The sequence below is a fragment of the Elioraea sp. Yellowstone genome, from assembly GCF_006704265.1.
Taxonomy (GTDB): Bacteria; Pseudomonadota; Alphaproteobacteria; order Acetobacterales; family Acetobacteraceae; genus Elioraea.
Genome location: NZ_VIKA01000077.1, coordinates 1 through 15,672, shown reverse-complemented (window position 1 = coordinate 15,672; position 15,672 = coordinate 1). Strand labels below are relative to the sequence as shown.

At 73.7% G+C, this 15,672-nt stretch carries 20 protein-coding genes; 11 read left to right on the top strand and 9 right to left on the bottom strand.

All coding sequences use genetic code 11. The features are described from left to right. Positions 1–210: 210 nt before the first annotated feature. The gene (locus FK498_RS11740) at positions 211–1,095 is read left to right on the top strand and encodes a DMT family transporter (protein WP_161988391.1); all 885 of its coding nucleotides are present in this window, start codon (positions 211–213) and stop codon (positions 1,093–1,095) included. A 119-nt stretch (positions 1,096–1,214) separates the two neighbouring features. On the opposite strand, the gene smpB is transcribed toward FK498_RS11740, so the two are convergent. Together smpB and dapA are read right to left on the bottom strand one after the other, a co-directional pair. Then, positions 1,215–1,697 carry an SsrA-binding protein SmpB gene (gene smpB / locus FK498_RS11735; RefSeq protein ID WP_141854760.1) on the bottom strand — a complete coding sequence of 161 codons (483 nt, stop codon included), beginning with the start codon at positions 1,695–1,697 and terminating at the stop codon, positions 1,215–1,217. 19 nt (positions 1,698–1,716) lie between these two features. Next, a complete protein-coding gene (dapA, locus tag FK498_RS11730; protein WP_141854758.1) occupies positions 1,717–2,595 on the bottom strand; it encodes a 4-hydroxy-tetrahydrodipicolinate synthase in 879 nt (292 codons plus the stop codon). On the opposite strand from dapA, the gene FK498_RS11725 reads away from it, so the two are divergent. The 5 genes from FK498_RS11725 to FK498_RS11705 are packed head-to-tail and all read left to right on the top strand — an operon-like array spanning position 2,594 to position 7,143. Then, positions 2,594–4,642, top strand: coding sequence for a lytic transglycosylase domain-containing protein (locus FK498_RS11725; protein ID WP_141854756.1), 2,049 nt, complete (start codon positions 2,594–2,596; stop codon positions 4,640–4,642). The two genes, dapA and FK498_RS11725, sit on opposite strands and share 2 nt — an antisense overlap. Continuing rightward, positions 4,639–5,343, top strand: a complete 705-nt coding sequence (locus FK498_RS11720; RefSeq protein ID WP_141854753.1) for a haloacid dehalogenase type II — start codon at positions 4,639–4,641, stop codon at positions 5,341–5,343. The genes FK498_RS11725 and FK498_RS11720 overlap by 4 nt, the downstream gene beginning before the upstream one ends. Further along, the gene (locus FK498_RS11715) at positions 5,340–6,182 is read left to right on the top strand and encodes an alpha/beta fold hydrolase (protein WP_161988390.1); all 843 of its coding nucleotides are present in this window, start codon (positions 5,340–5,342) and stop codon (positions 6,180–6,182) included. Before FK498_RS11720 ends, FK498_RS11715 begins: the two co-directional genes overlap by 4 nt. Next, the gene (locus tag FK498_RS11710) at positions 6,179–6,640 is read left to right on the top strand and encodes a phosphatidylglycerophosphatase A (RefSeq protein WP_141854749.1); all 462 of its coding nucleotides are present in this window, start codon (positions 6,179–6,181) and stop codon (positions 6,638–6,640) included. The genes FK498_RS11715 and FK498_RS11710 overlap by 4 nt, the downstream gene beginning before the upstream one ends. Then, entirely contained in the window at positions 6,637–7,143 is a 507-nt protein-coding gene (locus tag FK498_RS11705; RefSeq protein ID WP_141854747.1) for a CinA family protein, read from the top strand. Before FK498_RS11710 ends, FK498_RS11705 begins: the two co-directional genes overlap by 4 nt. A 101-nt stretch (positions 7,144–7,244) precedes the next feature. Here FK498_RS11705 and FK498_RS11700 read toward each other — a convergent pair whose 3' ends face one another. The 3 genes from FK498_RS11700 to FK498_RS11690 form a co-directional block, all read right to left on the bottom strand. Continuing rightward, positions 7,245–8,036, bottom strand: a complete 792-nt coding sequence (locus FK498_RS11700; protein WP_141854745.1) for an enoyl-CoA hydratase — start codon at positions 8,034–8,036, stop codon at positions 7,245–7,247. Positions 8,037–8,178: 142 nt separating this feature from the next. Then, entirely contained in the window at positions 8,179–9,264 is a 1,086-nt protein-coding gene (locus tag FK498_RS11695; protein ID WP_141854743.1) for a low specificity L-threonine aldolase, read from the bottom strand. A 49-nt stretch (positions 9,265–9,313) separates the two neighbouring features. Next, complete coding sequence (locus FK498_RS11690; RefSeq protein ID WP_141854741.1) at positions 9,314–10,390, bottom strand: GNAT family N-acetyltransferase; 1,077 nt, start codon at positions 10,388–10,390, stop codon at positions 9,314–9,316. Between the two features lie 177 nt (positions 10,391–10,567). Between FK498_RS11690 and FK498_RS11685 the strand changes: the two genes are divergently transcribed. Next, entirely contained in the window at positions 10,568–10,747 is a 180-nt protein-coding gene (locus FK498_RS11685; RefSeq protein ID WP_141854739.1) for a YdcH family protein, read from the top strand. 9 nt (positions 10,748–10,756) lie between these two features. Here the strand turns inward: FK498_RS11685 and FK498_RS11680 are convergent, their stop codons facing one another. Further along, complete coding sequence (locus FK498_RS11680; protein ID WP_141854737.1) at positions 10,757–11,233, bottom strand: type II toxin-antitoxin system RatA family toxin; 477 nt, start codon at positions 11,231–11,233, stop codon at positions 10,757–10,759. 56 nt (positions 11,234–11,289) lie between these two features. Continuing rightward, entirely contained in the window at positions 11,290–12,258 is a 969-nt protein-coding gene (gene lipA / locus FK498_RS11675; RefSeq protein ID WP_141854764.1) for a lipoyl synthase, read from the bottom strand. A gap of 121 nt (positions 12,259–12,379) precedes the next feature. On the opposite strand from lipA, the gene FK498_RS11670 reads away from it, so the two are divergent. Both FK498_RS11670 and FK498_RS11665 read left to right on the top strand, forming a co-directional pair. After that, on the top strand, positions 12,380–13,135 hold the full coding sequence (locus FK498_RS11670) for an SDR family oxidoreductase (protein ID WP_141854736.1): 756 nt from the start codon (positions 12,380–12,382) through the stop codon (positions 13,133–13,135). Between the two features lie 47 nt (positions 13,136–13,182). Beyond that, positions 13,183–14,046, top strand: a complete 864-nt coding sequence (locus tag FK498_RS11665) for an ATP-binding protein (RefSeq protein ID WP_141854734.1) — start codon at positions 13,183–13,185, stop codon at positions 14,044–14,046. Here the strand turns inward: FK498_RS11665 and FK498_RS11660 are convergent. Then, a complete protein-coding gene (locus FK498_RS11660) occupies positions 14,033–14,458 on the bottom strand; it encodes a MerR family DNA-binding protein (RefSeq protein ID WP_141854732.1) in 426 nt (141 codons plus the stop codon). The two genes, FK498_RS11665 and FK498_RS11660, sit on opposite strands and share 14 nt — an antisense overlap. Positions 14,459–14,550: 92 nt before the next feature. On the opposite strand from FK498_RS11660, the gene FK498_RS11655 reads away from it, so the two are divergent. Both FK498_RS11655 and FK498_RS11650 read left to right on the top strand, forming a co-directional pair. Then, on the top strand, positions 14,551–14,922 hold the full coding sequence (locus FK498_RS11655; protein WP_141854730.1) for a mercuric reductase: 372 nt from the start codon (positions 14,551–14,553) through the stop codon (positions 14,920–14,922). After that, complete coding sequence (locus FK498_RS11650; protein ID WP_141854729.1) at positions 14,909–15,157, top strand: GDCCVxC domain-containing (seleno)protein; 249 nt, start codon at positions 14,909–14,911, stop codon at positions 15,155–15,157. The genes FK498_RS11655 and FK498_RS11650 overlap by 14 nt, the downstream gene beginning before the upstream one ends. Here the strand turns inward: FK498_RS11650 and FK498_RS11645 are convergent. Then, positions 15,127–15,672, bottom strand: a 546-nt coding sequence (locus tag FK498_RS11645) for a murein hydrolase activator EnvC (RefSeq protein WP_141854727.1), incomplete at its 5' end; no start/stop codon positions are given. The two genes, FK498_RS11650 and FK498_RS11645, sit on opposite strands and share 31 nt — an antisense overlap.

Genomic DNA, 15,672 nt, shown 5'->3' with positions numbered 1-15,672 from the left:
CCCCCGCGGGGCGGGGCTCCCCGGGGGGGGGCTATGCCAGCCCCGCGCCGGGGGGGGTTCGGGGGCGGCGCCATTCACGCACCGCGGGGGGGGCCCCAACGGCCCCCCGCACCCCCCTGGAGGGCGCCCCTCCCGCTGGTCGGGGCACGGGCGCGATCTGTGGAGGGAGGACTTGGGGGACCACCGTGGTCCCCCCAGGGTTCGTGTCTGATGTCCCGCCCCCTCTACCTCGTCCTGGTCGCGCTCTTCGTGCTCACCTGGTCCTCGGCCTTCGTCGCCACGAAGTTCGCCGTCGCCGTCAGCCCGCCGACGCTGTTCCTGGGGATTCGATTCCTGCTCGCCGGCGCGCTGCTGCTGGCCTGGGCCGCCGCGCGCGGGGAGCTGCGCGGAGGCATCCCCTGGCTGACCCTCGCCTGGCTCGGCGTGCTGAACCAGGGCGGCTACCAGGGCCTCGCCTGGAATGCGATGGCCCAGCCGCTCTCCTCCGGCCTCGCCAACGTCATCGCCTCCACGGCGCCGATCGCCGTCGCGGCCCTCGCCGCCCCGCTGCTCGGCGAACGCCTGACGCTGCGCCGCATCCTCGGGCTCGCGCTCGGCTTCGCCGGCGTGGCCTTCCTGGTGCGCCATCGCATCGCGGTGACCGGCGAGAGCGTGCTCGGGGTCGCGCTGATGATCGGCTCGCTCGCGGCGATGGTCGCCGGCACGATCGCCTTCAAGCGGATCTCGCCCGCCGCGCCGCTGATGGTGGTGGTCGGCGCGCAGCAGCTCGCCGCCGGCGCCGGCCTGCTGCCGCTGGGCCTCGCGATCGAGGACCCGGCCGCGATGACCGTCGGCCTGCAGTTCCTCGCCGCGATGGCCTGGCAGATCGGCGTCGTCTCGATCGGCGCGTTGATGCTGTGGTTCCTGCTGCTCCGCCGCGGCAGCGCCGGCTCGGCCACCGCGCTGCACTTCCTGATGCCCCCGGTGGGACTGATCATGGGCTGGGCGATCCTCGACGAGCCGCTCGGCGCCGCAGACCTGCTGTCGATCGTGCCGATCGCCATCGGGATCCGGCTCGCGACCCGCGTCGAGAGCGCCCCGCCTCGGGGCAGATAGGCCGCCTCGAAGGCCGCGACCATCCTGCCCGCACGGTCGCGCAGCGCGCGCATCCTTCCGCCGATGCGCCATGAGACAACCGCACCCATCACGCTCGCCCAGGCGTGATTGCGCGGCCCCTATCCCCGCGCGCGCATGATCCGTGCCTTGTCGCGCTGCCAGTCGCGCTCCCTGATCGCGGCGCGCTTGTCCGCCTTCCTGCGGCCCTCGGCCAGGCCGAGCAGCACCTTCGCCCGGCCGCGGTCGTTGAAATGGATCTGCAGCGGCACGATCGTCGCCCCCTCGCGCGTGACCGCGCCGATCAGCGACCGGAGCTGCTTCTTGTGCACCAGCAGCTTGCGCGGCGCGCGCGGCTCGAAGCGGCTGAGCGCCCCGCCCTGGTACTCCGGGATGTAGAGGTTGAACAGCCAGAGTTCGCCGTCGCGCTCGCCCGCCCAGGCCTCGGTCAGCGTCGCACGGCCGTGGCGGAGGCTCTTCACCTCCGGCCCCTTCAGCACGATGCCGGCCTCGAGCGTCTCCTTGATCGCGTAGTCGTGCCGCGCCTTGCGGTTCTGCGCGACCAAGCCATGCGCGATCAGGCCCTTCTTCGCGTCCTTCGCCACGGCCCGCCGGTTCGTGCGCTCAGTTCATCAGCCCGGCTTCGACCAGCGCGGCACGCACCTTCTCGCGGCTCGGGGCCGCGAGCGGGGCGAGCGGCAGCCGGCAGGTCTCCTCGCACTTGCCGAGGAGATGCGCGGCGTACTTCACCGGTCCGGGCGAGGTCTCGCAGAACATCGCATCGTGCACCGGGGTGAGGCGGTCCTGGATCGCCATCGCGGTCTTGACGTCGCCCCTGGCCCAGGCGTCCTGCATCTCCGCGCACAGCCGAGGCGCGACGTTCGCGGTCACGCTGATGCAGCCCACACCGCCCGCGGCGTTGAACGCGATCGCGGTGTGGTCCTCGCCCGAGAGCTGGATGAAGTCCGCCCCGCAGCTGCGCCTCTGGTGCAGGGGCCGTGTCAGGTTCGCGGTCGCGTCCTTCACGCCGACGATGTTGGGCAGCCTCGCCAGCCGCCCCATCGTCTCGGGCGTCATGTCGACCGCGGACCGGCCCGGAATGTTGTAGATCACGATCGGGATGTCCACCGCCTCGGCGATCGCCTTGAAGTGGAGGTAGAGCCCCTCCTGGGTCGGACGGTTGTAGTAGGGGGTCACCACCAGCGCGCCGTCGGCGCCCGCCTTCTTGGCATGGCGCGTGAGGTCGATCGCCTCCTCGGTGCTGTTCGAGCCCGTGCCCGCCATCACCGGGACCTTGCCCTTGGCGACATCGATGCAGAGCTCCACCACGCGCTTGTGCTCGTCGTGGCTGAGCGTGGGCGACTCGCCGGTCGTGCCGACCGGGACGAGGCCGTGCGTGCCCTCGCTGATCTGCCAGGCGACGAAGTCCTGATACGCCTTCTCGTCGATCGTGCCGTCCCGGCGCATCGGCGTGATCAGCGCGACGAACGATCCCTTGAACATGGCGTGCTTCTCCCCGCAGGCGGCCGAGCCGCTCGCGGCAAACTGGCCCCTCACGCCGCGCCTGTCCATGGGGCGCTTGTTTTGTTGGCGTCCCGCCTTCTACAACCGGGCCATGCGCGGCCTCGCGAGTCGGCTGATTCCGCTTCTGGCCCTGCCGGGCATCGCCCTTGCCCAGCCGCTGGACGACGGCTGCCGGGCCGTCCTGAAGGCGGCGGCCAATGCCCGCTGGTCCGAACCCGCCCGCTGCACCCGGCCGGTCGCGACCAAGACGGCGACCTGGCTGCGCCTCCTCGCCGGCCCGACCAGCGCCGGCGAGCTCGCCCGCTTCATCGCCGAGAACCCGGACTGGCCCGCGCAGCACATCCTCGCGCGCCGGGCGGAGGAGGCGCACGCGGCGCTGATCGACGATGCCGCCGTGCGGCACTGGTTCGCCCGGCACCCGCCGCGCAGCGTCAACGCCCGGCTGCGCTACGCCGAGGCGCTGGAGGCGGCGGGCGACCGCAACGGCGCCACCCGGCTGCGCCGCTCCGCCTGGGTCGACCTTGCCGCGAACCCGGTGGAGGAGCGTCTGTTCCTCGATCGCCATGCCGGCCTGCTCCGCCCCGAGGACCACTGGGCGCGCGCCGACCGGCTGACCTGGGCGCGCGAGGCGGAGGCCGCGCGTCGCCTGCTCGACAGGGTTCCGGCCGGACGAAAGGCGGTGCTGCGCGCCCGGCTCGAGGCGATCGCCGGGTCGACGGGTGATTTCGGCTACGCACCCGAACATCGCCGCGATCCGCTGGTGTTCCTGATGCGTGCGCGCCAGCTGCGCCAGCAGGAGCGCGATGCCGAAGCGGCCCGGCTCTGGCTCGCCGACGGCGCGGCGGCGCAGAAGGACGCTCCCGAGGCGCAGCACGATGCCTTCTGGTCCGAACGCCACATCCTGATCCGCCGGCTGATCCGCCTGCGCGACGCCCCGACCGCATACCGCGTCGCGGCCCAGCACGGGCTCACCGACCGGACATCGGTCGACTATCTCGAGGCGGAGTTCCTCGCAGGCTGGCTCGCGCTGCGCCGGCTCGGACGCCCCGAGGATGCGCTCGTCCACTTCGCCGCGCTCGAAGCCGCGGCGACCGCGCCGATCAGCGTCGCACGCGGCGCGTACTGGCGCGGCCGCGCCCTCCTTGCCGCGCAGCGCGAGATAGAGGCGCGCGCGGCGTTCGAGGCCGCAGCCCGGCATCCCTTCACCTTCTATGGCCAGCTCGGCGCGCTCGCCGCCGGCGAGTCCGAGGCGTCGCTGCGTTCCCGCATCGCCGCACTCGCCGACCCGCCGGCCGAACCGGAGCATGCCGCGCTCTGGGAACGGCGCGAGCTCGCCCAGGCGGCGCGGCTGCTGGCCGAGGTGGGCGAGGCGCGCCGGGCGCGCCAGGTGCTGATCCAGCTTGCGGACCTGGCGCCCGACGCGGTCGATCGCGCGCTCGCCGCGCGGCTCGCGCTGCGGCTCGGCCAGCAGGACACGGCGGTGTGGATCGCGCGCCGCGTGATGGCGCGCCACGGCACGGTGCTGCCCGAGGCCGGCTGGCCCGTCCCCTTCAACCCGCCGCCCGAGGTGGAGCCCGCGCTGGTCCTCGCGCTGATGCGCCAGGAGAGCAACTTCGAGGTCGAGGCGGTGAGCCCCGCCGGTGCGCGCGGGCTGATGCAGCTCATGCCGGCGACCGCGCGCGGCATGGCGCGCGAGCTGGGCGAGCCCGCGCTCGCCGCGCGCCTGTTCGAGCCGCTCGCCAACATGCGCCTCGGCACGGCCTATCTCGCCAAGCGGCTGGACGACTTCGACCGCGCCGTGCCGCTCGCGCTTGCGGCCTACAACGCCGGTGCGCACCGCGTGCGCCAGTGGCTGAACGCGCACGGCGACCCGCGCCTCGGCGAGACCGATCCGCTCGACTGGATCGAGCTCATCCCGTTCAACGAGACGCGCAACTACGTGATGCGCGTGATCGAGAGCCAGACCGTCTACCAGGCGCGCGCCGGCGCCGGGTCGCGCCACCCCGTGCTGGCGATGGGACGATGACCGCGCGCCTCGGTGCGACCCGTGCCGTGGTGTTCTCCGGCTACGGCACGGTGTTCGACGGCGCCGGCGCGGTCATGCGCGCGCAGGATGCGCTGGGCGAGAAGGCGGCGCCGCTCGCCGCGCTCTGGCAGGCGAAGCGCTTCGAGTACGCCTGGCTCTCGACCATCACCGGCCGGCGCATCGAGATGTGGGAGATCACGGGCGAGGCGCTCGACCATGCGCTCGCCGCACTCGGCTTCGGCCGCAACGCGCTGCTGCGCGCGCGGCTGATGCAGGGCCAGCTCCAGGCCCCTCCCTTCCCGGACATCCGCCCGGTGCTGGAGGCGTTGAGGCGCGAGCGGACGCGCCAGATCGGCCTGCTCAGCAACGCCTCCGTGACGATGCTGACCGCGGCGGTGAAGGCGGGCGAGCTCTATCCGCTGTTCGACGCGCTGATCAGCGCCGAGCCGACCGGCCTGTTCAAGCCCGCGCCGGAGGTCTATGCGCTCGCCCCGGCGCGGTTCGGCCTCGCACCGGGCGAGATCGCCTATGTCTCGGCCCATCCTTGGGACGTCGCCGGCGCCGCCGCCGCGGGACTCGCGGCGATCTGGCTGAACCGCGACGGCGCGCGCGCCGAGTTCGCCTGGGCGCCTCCCGCGGAGACGATCGCCGCCCCGGATGCGCTGCCGGCGCTGCTCGCGGGCCCGGCCGAAGCGGCGTGAGCGGACGCCTCCGCCGGGTCTCGGCGGCCGACGGCCTCGGCATCACGGTGCGGCTCTGGGGCGAGCGGAGCGCCCGCACCCCGCTGCTCTGCCTCGCGGGACTCGCGCGCACGGGCGGGGATTTCGGCCGTGTGGCGCTGCGCCACGCCGGAACCCGGCTCGTTCTGGCGCCGGACTATCCCGGGCGTGGGCTGTCCGAGCGCGCGCGCGACTGGCGGCGCTACCGGCCCGAACGCCTGCTCGCCGACGTGCTCGATCTCTGCGCCGCGCTGCACGTGCCGCGCGCGGTCGTGCTGGGCACCTCCCTCGGCGGGCTTCTGGCGATGGGGCTGGCGGCGGCGCGGCCGGGACTCGTCGCGGCGGCGATGCTGAACGACATCGGGCCGGAGGTCGGCCGCGGCGGGCTCGCCTTCGTGCACGGCTTCATCGGCACGCGCCACACGCGGCCGAGCCTCGAGGAGGCGGCGGCGTTCCTGCGCGAGACGCTGCCGTGGCTGTCGCTCGCCACGCCCGAGGAGTGGCGCGAATTCGCCGCGCTGACCTTCGCGCGCAACGCCGACGGCACCTGGTCGAGCAACTGGGATCCGGCGATCGCGCGCACCCTGCGTGCAGGCCCCCTGCCCGATCTCTGGCCGCTGTTCGGCGCGCTCGCGCACGCGCCGCTGCTGCTGGTGCGCGGCGGGCGGAGCGACATCCTCGCGGCGGAGACGGCTGCGCGGATGCGCGCGCGCCGGCCCGACATGGCCGAACTCGTGCTGCCCGGCGTGGGGCATGCGCCGACGCTGTCCGAGCCGGAGATCGCGCCCGCGCTCGATGCCTGGATCGAGGCGCAGCCGTGACGCGTGCGCTCGCCTCGCTCTGCGGCGCGGGGTTCCTGCGCCCGGCCCCCGGCACCTGGGGTTCGGCCCTCGCACTGGTCCCGGGCGCGGCGCTGCTGGCGCTCGCGGGTCCGGCGGCGGTGGCGGCAGGGGCCGTGCTGCTCGCGGCGCTCGGCTGGTGGGCGGTGGCGCGCGAGCTGCCCCGCAGCGACGAGCCCGATCCCGGCTGGATCGTGATCGACGAGGCGGCCGGGATGTGGCTGGCGCTCGTCGGCCTGCCGGGCTTCGGCTGGCTCGGCGCGGCGGCGGCCTTCGCACTGTTCCGCCTGCTCGACGTCGCCAAGCCCGGCCCGGTCGGCTGGGCGGATCGTCGCGGCGGCGTGGCAGGGGTGATGCTCGACGACCTGATCGCCGGCGCGCTCGCCGCCGTGGCGCTCCTCGCGCTGTCCTTCGTCCTGCCGGGGGAGTGGTTCCCATGATCGACGCAGCCCTGCTCGCCGAGGCCGAGGCCCTGCTCGCGCTCTACCGCGCGCGCGGCCTGCGCATCGTCACCGCCGAGAGCTGCACCGGCGGGCTGGTTGCCGCGACGCTGACCGCGATCGCGGGCTCCTCCGACGTGGTCGAGCGCGGCTTCGTCACCTACTCGAACGAGGCGAAGACGGAGCTGCTCGGCGTGCCGGCGGGCCTGATCGCGGCGGTCGGCGCGGTGAGCGCCGAGGTCGCCCGCGCGATGGTCGAAGGCGCGCTCGGCCGCAGCCCGGCAGAGGTGGCGCTCGGCGTCACCGGCATCGCCGGGCCGGGCGGGGCGACGGCGGGAAAGCCGGTGGGGCTCGTATTTCTGGGCGTGCTGCGGCGCGGCGGCGCGCCGGCGGTGGAGCGCCACGTCTTCGCCGGCGACCGCGCGGCGGTGCGCGCGGCGAGCGTCGCCGCCGCGTTCCGGCTGGCGCGCGCCGCCGCTCATACCAGCCCGCCGAAGGCTTGACCTTCGGCGGGCTGGTACGGGGTCATGTTCGCGCGCGGCCGCCCCGCCAGCCCCGCGCGCGATACCCTCCGCACAAAGGTCGAGCCTTTGTACGGAGGGTATCAATCCTGAGGCCAGACCGGCGCGCGCTTGTCGAGGAACGCGCCGATGCCCTCGTGCGACGCCTCGGCGAGGAGCTGCTCGACCATCACGCGCGCGGCGTCCGCATAGGCCTCCGGCAGCGGGCGGCCCTCCTGGCGCAGGAACGCCGCCTTGCCGCCCTGCACCACGCTCGCGGGGCGGGCGGCGATGCGCGCGGCGAGTTCCCCCGCCTCGGCGAGCGCGCGCCCTTCGGGCACGACGCGGTTGACCAGGCCGATGCGCAGCGCCTGCGCCGCGTCGATCATCTCGCCGGTGTAGAGCATCTCCAGCGCCGCCCGCCGCGGCACCGCGCGCGCGAGCGCGACCGCCGGTGTCGCGCAGAACAGCCCGATGTTCACCCCCGGTGTGCAGAAGCGCGCGCGCTCGTCGGCGATCGCCAGGTCGCAGGACGCGGCGAGCTGGCAGCCGGCCGCGGTGGCGATGCCGTTCACCGCCGCGATGGTGGGCTTCGGGAACATCGCGACGGCCTGCATCACCGCCGCGCAGCGCGCCATGGCGGTCTCGAAGAGGGCGCGGCCGCGATCGGGATCATTGCGCGCCTGGGTCAGTTCGCGCAGGTCGTGTCCGGCACAGAACCCGGGCCCGGCGCCGGTGATCACCACGGCCTTCACCGCGCGGTCGGCGGCGAGCGCGGCGAGCGCCTGCTCCAGCGCCTCGAGCAGGGCGAGCGAGAGCGCATTGCGCGCCGCCGGGCGGTTCAGCGTCAGCGTCGCGACGCCGCCCTCGTCCTCGCGCCGCAGTACCTCCTCCATCGTTCCGCTCCCGCCTCCGTCCCGCTCCACGCCGCGGCGCTTGCCCGAGGCGACCGACCCCTCCGCATCCGCGCCGGCAGCGCGGCGACGATCCAGGGATCCGGCGCATGGCCGCGATCCTACCACCGATCGCCGGACGCCGTTACCGGGCGAGGATCGCGCGGATGGCCGCGGCCGCCTCCTCGACCATCGCGGCCGTGACGTCGAGATGCGTGCAGGCGCGCGCGCGGCCGTTCAGCACGCTGATCCAGATCCCCTGTTCGGCGAGCTTCGCCGCAAGGGCGGCGGCGGAGATGCCCGTGCCGGAGGGATCAAAGAAGACGAGGTTGGTCTCGGGCTCCTGCACCGCGACACCCTCGATCTGCGCAAGCGCGCGCGCGAGGGCCTTGGCGTTGGCGTGATCGTCCGCGAGCCGCGCGACATTGTGGTCGAGCGCGTAGAGGCAGGCGGCGGCGCAGATGCCGGCCTGGCGCATCGAGCCGCCCATGCGCTGCTTCCAGCGCCACGCCTGGTCGATGAACGCGGCCGAGCCCGCGAGCACGGCCCCGAGCGGGGCGCCCAGCCCCTTGGTGAAGTCGAGCCAGACCGAATCATAGCCCGCGCAGAGCTCGGCCGCGGTGACGCCGGCCGCGACGGCCGCATTCATCAGCCGGGCGCCGTCCATGTGGGTGGCGAGACCCGCGTCGTGCGCAATCGCCGCGATCTCGTCGAGCAGCGCCTTCGGCCAGACCGCGCCGCCGCCGATATTGGCGGTCTGCTCCACCTCCACCAGCGCCTGGTTGGCGGCGTAGCGGCCCTTCGGCGTGATCGCCGCGCGCAGCGCCTCGGCCGAGAACATGCCGCGCTCGCCCTTGAGCGCGCGCACGCCGGCGCCCGCATTCGCCCAGGGTCCGCCATGCTCGCTCGTGACGATGTGCGCGGTCTCGTGCGCGATGATCTCGTCGCCCGGGCGGCAGTGCACGCGGATCGCGATCTGGTTGCACATCGTGCCGGAGGGCAGGAACACCGCCGCCTCCTTGCCGAGCAGCGCCGCCATCCGGTCGCACAGCGCCCACACCGTCGGATCGTCGCCGTGCTGCTCGTCGCCGACCTCGGCCGCCATCATCGCCGCCTTCATCGCCGGCGACGGTTTCGTCTGCGTGTCGGAGTAGAGATTGATGCGCGGCGGCGGCAGGCGGGGATCTGGCCTGCGCGGGGTGTAGGCGAGCGCAGTGTCGGTCGCGACCATGGGGGCTCCTTGTGAAGGCCGCGAGCAAAGCAAGGCGCGCGCGTCTTGGCTACCCCGCGAGCCGCTTCTCCATGAAGACGCGCGCGAAGCCCTGCGCGACGCCGCGGCCGGTCTCGATGTAGCCGAGGTCGCGGTAGAGCGCGACGTTCCGCTCCATGCGCTGGTGCGTGTAGAGCCGGATCGCATCGTGGCCGCGGCGGCGCGCCTCGGCTTCGGCGAAGCGGATCAGCCGCCGCCCGAGTCCCCTGCCTGCATGGGCGGGCGCGACCGCGACGTTGTCGAGCCAGAAGGCGCCGTCCTTCTGCTCGAGCACGACGAGCCCGGCGAGCGCGCCGGAGGCCTCGGCCACCACGAAGGCCTCGCCGCGGGCGATGCGGCGGGCGTAGTCGTCGTCCATCGGGCCGGGCCGCTGGCCGATCGCCGGAACCCAGGGCGCGTAGGCGGTCTCGACCAGTGCGGCGACCGCGCTCGCCTCGTCGGGACGCGCCGGGCGCACCGGGGCGTAGTTGCGCGTCCAGAGCGCCGCCGCCGCGGGCCGCGCGGCGGTCGCGCGGACCACATCAAGAATGCGCGGGCAGTGGGTGTCCACCCACTCCGCCGGGCCGTTGGCCCAGCGGCTCATCACCAGGATCTGCGCATCGAGCGCCGAGAAGGTTTCGCCGAGCGTGTAGGGTCCCGGGCCGAGTTGGCCATCCAGCAACGACCAGAGCCGGCGCGTCTCCGCCATCGCCGCCTCGCGCACCGCCGGCGCACCCGCCGGATCGGCGGTGTAGCGCTCGGGGTAGTCGAAGCGGCCGACCGCGCCGTAGAGCTCGCCGGCGAGGAAGGCCATCCAGCGCAGCGCCACGGCACGCTCGCGCGTGGCCGGGGGCGGCAGCAGCCGCGCATCCGGCAGGTGTTCGGCGAGCACGAGGATGCAGGCCAGGCTCTCGGTCACCACCGTGCCGTCGGGTGCGACCAGCACGGGCAGGCGGCGCATCGGGTTGATGGCGGCGAAGTCGTCCGCGAGCTGGCGGCCGCGCGCGATCGCGACCTGGCGGAACGCGAACGGGGCCCCGGCCTCGTTCAGCAGGATCTCGAGGATGGTCGCCCCGGAGTTCCAGTCGCCGTAGAGGGTCCACGCCATGTCGTGATGCTGCGGCGGGGCGGCGGGGCTGTCCAACGCAAAGCCTTGATCCGACCGATCAGCGGCGGCGCGTCATCATTTCGTCAAACCCGGCGCCGAGGCTTGCGGCCGCGCCGCCGGCTGCTTCAGACTTCACAACCGAGAGGCGCAAGCCCGCCCACCGAGAGGGAGAGAAGGATGAACCTTCAGCAGCGGCTCATGACCTTGACCAGCCGGCACGCCGCCCTCGAGGAACAGCTTTCGGCGGAGATGACCCGCCCCCGCGCGGACGAGGCGACGGTATCCAGGATCAAGCGCGAGAAGCTGAAGCTGAAGGAGGAGATGGAACGTCTCAGGCGGGACCTCGCGCCCTCCTGAGACCGCGTCTCAGACGCGCACGCTCGGCACCGGCTGGGAGGCGGGACCGGCTTCGGGCGGGCCGTAGATGCGGCGTGCCCGCCGCTCGAAGGCGTGCACCATCACCTTCACCGCCTCGTTGAACACGAGCCCGATCGCCGCCTGGAGGATCTTCGAGCGGAACTCGAAGTCCACGTAGAAATCCACCACCGTGCCTCCGGCCTCGGGGATGAAGCGCCAGTGATTGTTGAGATATCGGAACGGCCCCTCCAGGTAGCGGACATGGATGTGCTGCGGCCGCTCCAGCGTGACGTGGCTGGTGAAGCGTTCGCGGAACACCTTGAAGCCGATCACGAGGTCGGCGACCAGCAGCCTCTCCGACCGCTCGCGCACGCGCGCGCCGACGCACCAGGGCAGGAACTCGGGGTAGCGGCCGACATCCGCGACCAGGTCGAAGAGCTGGTCGGGCTGGTAGGGCATGAACTGCTTCTGCGCGTGCGTCGGCATCCCGCCTCAATCTATGCGCCGGGCGAAGGGGGAGAACAGGGCAAAGCGCGGCCGTGTCAGGCGCCGGCCGCCAGCTTCGCCGCGCGCGCGGCCCTGAGAGCGGCGAAATCGGCGTCCGCGTGGTAGGAGGAGCGTGTCAGCGGGCTCGCCGAGACCATCAGGAACCCCTTGCCGCGGGCGAGCCGGGCATAGTCGGCGAACTCGTCGGGGGTCACGAACCGGTCCACCGCCGCGTGCTTCACGGTCGGCTGGAGATACTGGCCGAGGGTGAGGAAATCGACCTCCGCCGCGCGCAGGTCGTCCATCACCTGGACGAGTTCCTCGCGGGTCTCGCCGAGCCCGACCATCAGTCCCGACTTGGTGAAGATCGCCGGGTCCATCTCCTTCACCCGGCCGAGCAGGCGGAGGCTGACGAAGTAGCGCGCGCCGGGGCGGATCGAGGGGTAGAGCCGGGGGACGGTTTCGAGGTTGTGGTTGAACACGTCGGGCCGCGCCTCGACCACGGTGGCGATCGCGCCGTCGCCCTTGCGCAGGAAGTCGGGCGTCAGCACCTCGATCGTTGTGCCGGGCGCGGCCGCGCGGATGGCGCGGATCACTGCGGCGAAATGGGCAGCCCCGCCATCCTCGAGGTCGTCGCGATCGACCGAGGTCACCACCACGTGGCGGAGCCCCATCGCGGCCACCGCCTCGGCCACACGCCCGGGCTCGGTCGTATCGAGCGGAGCCGGGATGCCGGTGGCGACGTTGCAGAAGGCGCAGGCCCGCGTGCAGGTGTCGCCCATGATCATCATGGTGGCGTGGCGCTGCGACCAGCACTCGCCGATGTTCGGGCAGGCCGCCTCCTCGCAGACCGTGACGAGCCTCTTCTCGCGCAGCAGGTTGCGCGTCTCGACATAGACCGGGTGGGTCGGCGCCTTCACCCGGATCCAGGCGGGCTTGCGCTGGATCGGGTTGTCCGGCCGGTGCGCCTTCTCGGGGTGGCGCGCCGCGCCGCGGCGGTGGTCGATCTCGATGCGGGTGCCCATGGTCCAGATGTCGAGGGGCCGGCCGCATCCGTCAAGCCGCACCCGGCGGGCTCGACTTCCTCGGGCGTCATGGCAGGCTCGCCGAACAGCAGAACGCCGAACAGCAGAACAAGGACCGCCCATGCCCCATCCCGGATTCGACCTCACCGGCCAGCGCGCCCTCGTCACCGGCTCGACGCGCGGCATCGGGCTCGCGATCGCGCGCGCGCTCGGCCTCGCCGGCGCCGAGGTCGCGCTCAACGCACGCTCGGCCGATGCGGTCGAGGCCACCGCGAAGGCGCTCGCCGCCGAGGGCCTGCGGGTCGCCGCCGCGCCGTTCGACGTCACCGACACCGAGGCCGCCGCGGCGGCGATCGCGCGCCTCGGGCGCATCGACATCCTGGTGAACAACGCCGGCCAGCAGCACCGCGCGCCCGCCGTTTCGTTCCCCGACGACGCCTGGAGCGCCATCATCGAGACGCATCTCAACGCGGTGTTCCGGCTGATCAAGCTGGTCGCCCCCGGCATGATCGAGCGCCGCCACGGCCGCATCATCAATATCGGCTCGCTGCTCTCCGAGCTCGGCCGGGCGAACGTGCCGGCCTACGGCGCGGCCAAGGGCGGCATCCGCTCGCTCACGCGCTGCCTCTCGACGGAGTGGGCGAGGCACGGCGTGACCGTGAACGCGATCGGGCCGGGCTATGTGCGTACCGAGCTCAACAAGGCGCTGATCGAGGATGCGGCCTTCAACGCCTGGGTCTGCGCGCGCACGCCCGCCGGCCGCTGGTGCGACCCCGAGGAGATCGCAGGGGCCGCGGTGTTCCTCGCCTCGCCGGCGGCCTCCTACGTCTCGGGCCAGATCCTCTACGTGGACGGCGGGTTCACGGCGGCGATGTGAGGCGCCCGTCTTGACGTGGCCGCGCCCGGCGGGGACACCCCGCGGCCATGACCGACAGCGACACCCCTGCCCTGCTCGCCCGCATCGCGGCCGCCCTCGAGCGGCTCGCCCCGCCGCCGCCGCCGCCGGCCGATCTCTCGGCCGCGGACGCCTTCGTCTGGCACCCGGAGCGGTCCTCGCTCTGGCCGGTGCCGAAGGTGAGCGCGATCCCGCTCGATCTCCTGCGCGGCATCGAGCGGCAGCGCGACATCCTGCTCGAGAACACGCGCCGCTTCGCGGCCGGCCTGCCGGCGAACAACGCGCTGCTCTGGGGTGCCCGTGGCATGGGCAAGTCCTCGCTCGTCAAGGCGATCCACGCGGCGGTGAACGACGAGACGCGCGCGACCGGCGGCGTCGCCCTGATCGAGATCCACCGCGAGGACATCCGCTCCCTGCCGACGCTCATGGCGCTCCTGCGCGAGGCGCCGCGGCGCTGCCTGCTGTTCTGCGACGACCTCTCGTTCGACGCGGGCGAGTCCGACTACAAGAGCCTCAAGGCGGTGCTGGAGGGCGGCGTCGAGGGGCGGCCGGCGAACGTGCTGTTCTACGCCACCTCGAACCGCCGCCACCTGCTCGCCCGCGACATGATCGAGAACGAGCGCTCCTCCGCGCTCAATCCCGGCGAGGCGGTGGAGGAGAAGGTCTCGCTGTCGGATCGGTTCGGGCTCTGGCTCGGCTTCCACCACTGTGACCAGCAGACCTACTTCGCGATGGTGGAGGGCTACGCCGGCGCCTACGGCATCGCCGTCGATCCCGAGACCCTGCGCCGGGAGGCGGCCGAGTGGGCGGTGACGCGCGGGTCGCGCTCGGGCCGGGTCGCCTGGCAGTTCATCCAGGACCTCGCCGGCCGGCACGGCGTCAGGATCGGGTGAGCGCCGTCGCCTCCGCCCCGTGGAGCGTCTCGATCAGCGGGCAGCCCGAGGGATCACCCGCCTCGCAGGCGCGCACCGCGTCGCTGAGCGCCTCGGCCATGCGTCGCAGGTCGGCGATCCGGCCGCGCACATCCGCCAGATGCGCCGCGGCGAGCGCGCGCGCCTCGCCGCAGGAGGCATGGCCGCCCGCGGCCAGGCGGAGGAGCGCACGCACCTCCTCGAGCGTGAAGCCGAGCTGGCGCGCCCGCCGGATGAACCGCAGGCGGCGCACGTCCTCCTCGCCGTAGCTGCGATAGGCTCCGCGCCGCGGCGGCGCCGGCAGGAGCCCGGCGCGCTCGTAGTAGCGGATCGTCTCGACGGTGCAGCCGCTGCGGCGCGCCAGCACGCCGATCGGGAAGGCCCCGGACCCCATCCACGGTCCCGCTGATGCCGCTTGAGTCTGTAGTCGCTCCAGACCCTAGGCTGCGCCTGACCCGATCGCAAGGACATCGCAGGGAACGCGCCATGCTCGGCCAGCAGAACGAACATCGGACGCCGCGCGGGATCGCCGCGGCGGCGGCCCTGTTCTCCCTCGCAGGGGCGGCCGCCGCCTTCGGCGTGGCCGCATGTTGCGCGCTGCCGCTCGGGCTCGCCGCCGTGGGGCTCGGGACGGCGTGGCTCGGGGGGATCGCCCTCGCCGCCGCGCCGCATCAGGGCGTCCTGATGGGCCTCAGCGCGGCGAGCCTGATCGGTGCCGCCGCCCTGCTGCTGAGCGCGCGTCGTCGGGCAGCGTGCCTCCGCGACGGCTCCTGCAAGCGGCCTGCGTTCAGGTCGGTGACGATCGCGGGCCTGCTCGTCGGCGGGGTGCTGCTCGGGGCCGGCTATGCCTTCGCCTGACGCCGGACCGGTACGGCGCTCCACCCTCACCTGCCCGCTCTGCGGCACGCAGACGACGGAAACCATGCCGACCGACGCCTGCCAGTACTTCTACGACTGCCCGGGCTGCGGCGCGGTGCTGCGGCCGAAGCCGGGCGATTGCTGCGTCTTCTGCTCCTGGGGCAGCGTGCCCTGCCCGCCGGTGCAGGCGGCGCGGCGCGCGGGTCAGCCCCCGGCGACCTGCCCGCCGAGATAGCGCATCGGATCGACCGGGCGGCCGTCGCGGCGCACCTGGAAGTGGAGCTGCGGGGTCGAGACCGCGCCGGTGCGGCCGACCCGCCCGATCACCTCGCCCTCGCGCACGGTCTGGCCCTGTCGCACCGCCACGGCATCGGCATGCGCATAGGCGGTGACGAGTCCGGACCCGTCGCGGATCAGGATCAGGTTGCCGAAGCCGCGCACCTCGTTGCCGACATAGACCACCGTGCCCGCGTGCGCGGCGCGGATCGGCGTGCCGAGCGGGGCGGCGATGTTGACCCCGTCATTCACCAGCCCCCCGCCCTTGCGGCCGAAGGTCGAGACCACCTGCCCGCGCACCGGCCAGGCGAACCGTCCGGAACCGCGGGTCCAACGCGGCGCCCCGGGCGGCGGTGGCGCCTGCGCGATCGCGCGCAGCCGCTCCTCCGGGTCGAGCGCGGCCTCCGGCCAGGGGGGCGGCAGCGGCATGCCGCCGACCGAGGCCGGCAGCGGCGCGGGCTGGCTGATCGTCGA

Excerpts from the sequence above, each read along its gene's own strand:
- FK498_RS11680 (WP_141854737.1), bottom strand. The coding sequence starts at position 11,233 with ATGCCGACGCACGCGCAGAAGCAGTTCATGCCCTACCAGCCCGACCAG.
- FK498_RS11660 (WP_141854732.1), bottom strand. The coding sequence starts at position 14,458 with ATGGGGTCCGGGGCCTTCCCGATCGGCGTGCTGGCGCGCCGCAGCGGC.
- FK498_RS11670 (WP_141854736.1), top strand. The coding sequence starts at position 12,380 with ATGCCCCATCCCGGATTCGACCTCACCGGCCAGCGCGCCCTCGTCACC.
- FK498_RS11700 (WP_141854745.1), bottom strand. The coding sequence starts at position 8,036 with ATGGAGGAGGTACTGCGGCGCGAGGACGAGGGCGGCGTCGCGACGCTG.
- lipA (WP_141854764.1), bottom strand. The coding sequence starts at position 12,258 with ATGGGCACCCGCATCGAGATCGACCACCGCCGCGGCGCGGCGCGCCAC.
- FK498_RS11655 (WP_141854730.1), top strand. The coding sequence starts at position 14,551 with ATGCTCGGCCAGCAGAACGAACATCGGACGCCGCGCGGGATCGCCGCG.
- FK498_RS11740 (WP_161988391.1), top strand. The coding sequence starts at position 211 with ATGTCCCGCCCCCTCTACCTCGTCCTGGTCGCGCTCTTCGTGCTCACC.
- FK498_RS11720 (WP_141854753.1), top strand. The coding sequence starts at position 4,639 with ATGACCGCGCGCCTCGGTGCGACCCGTGCCGTGGTGTTCTCCGGCTAC.
- FK498_RS11690 (WP_141854741.1), bottom strand. The coding sequence starts at position 10,390 with ATGGCGTGGACCCTCTACGGCGACTGGAACTCCGGGGCGACCATCCTC.
- FK498_RS11705 (WP_141854747.1), top strand. The coding sequence starts at position 6,637 with ATGATCGACGCAGCCCTGCTCGCCGAGGCCGAGGCCCTGCTCGCGCTC.
- FK498_RS11725 (WP_141854756.1), top strand. The coding sequence starts at position 2,594 with ATGGCGTGCTTCTCCCCGCAGGCGGCCGAGCCGCTCGCGGCAAACTGG.
- FK498_RS11685 (WP_141854739.1), top strand. The coding sequence starts at position 10,568 with ATGAACCTTCAGCAGCGGCTCATGACCTTGACCAGCCGGCACGCCGCC.
- dapA (WP_141854758.1), bottom strand. The coding sequence starts at position 2,595 with ATGTTCAAGGGATCGTTCGTCGCGCTGATCACGCCGATGCGCCGGGAC.
- FK498_RS11650 (WP_141854729.1), top strand. The coding sequence starts at position 14,909 with ATGCCTTCGCCTGACGCCGGACCGGTACGGCGCTCCACCCTCACCTGC.
- FK498_RS11695 (WP_141854743.1), bottom strand. The coding sequence starts at position 9,264 with ATGGTCGCGACCGACACTGCGCTCGCCTACACCCCGCGCAGGCCAGAT.
- FK498_RS11665 (WP_141854734.1), top strand. The coding sequence starts at position 13,183 with ATGACCGACAGCGACACCCCTGCCCTGCTCGCCCGCATCGCGGCCGCC.